The organism is Streptomyces fildesensis (assembly GCF_016107395.1).
GTDB lineage: Bacteria > Actinomycetota > Actinomycetes > Streptomycetales > Streptomycetaceae > Actinacidiphila > Actinacidiphila fildesensis.
On sequence record NZ_JAAIKO010000158.1, the window covers coordinates 1 to 613 of the forward strand.

General features: G+C 66.9%; 1 protein-coding gene. It reads left to right on the top strand.

Going from position 1 to position 613, the window contains the following annotated elements:
* Positions 1–613 (top strand): adenosylhomocysteinase (locus C6N31_RS42380; protein WP_198359642.1); only part of this gene is annotated, 613 nt, incomplete at both ends.

Sequence of the window (613 nt, forward strand, 5' to 3'; positions counted from 1 at the left end):
ACGGCGACGTCGGCAAGGGCTGTGCGGAGTCGCTGCGCGGCCAGGGCGCCCGGGTCGTCATCACCGAGATCGACCCGATCTGCGCCCTGCAGGCGGCGATGGACGGCTACCAGGTCGCCACCCTCGACGACGTCGTCGAGACCGCCGACATCTTCATCACCACGACCGGCAACAAGGACATCATCATGGCCGCCGACATGGCCAAGATGAAGCACCAGGCCATCGTGGGCAACATCGGCCACTTCGACAACGAGATCGACATGGCCGGCCTGGCCAAGATCCCGGGCATCGTCCGGGATGAGGTCAAGCCGCAGGTCCACACCTGGAAGTTCACCGACGGCAAGGTCCTGATCGTGCTGTCCGAGGGCCGTCTGCTGAACCTCGGCAACGCCACCGGTCACCCCTCGTTCGTGATGTCCAACTCCTTCGCGGACCAGACCCTGGCCCAGATCGAGCTGTTCACCAAGCAGAGCGAGTACCCCACCGGCGTCTACGTGCTCCCCAAGCACCTGGACGAGAAGGTCGCCCGTCTGCACCTGGACGCCCTCGGCGTCCGGCTGACCACGCTCCGCCCGGAGCAGGCCGCCTACATCGGCGTCCCGGTCGAGGGCCC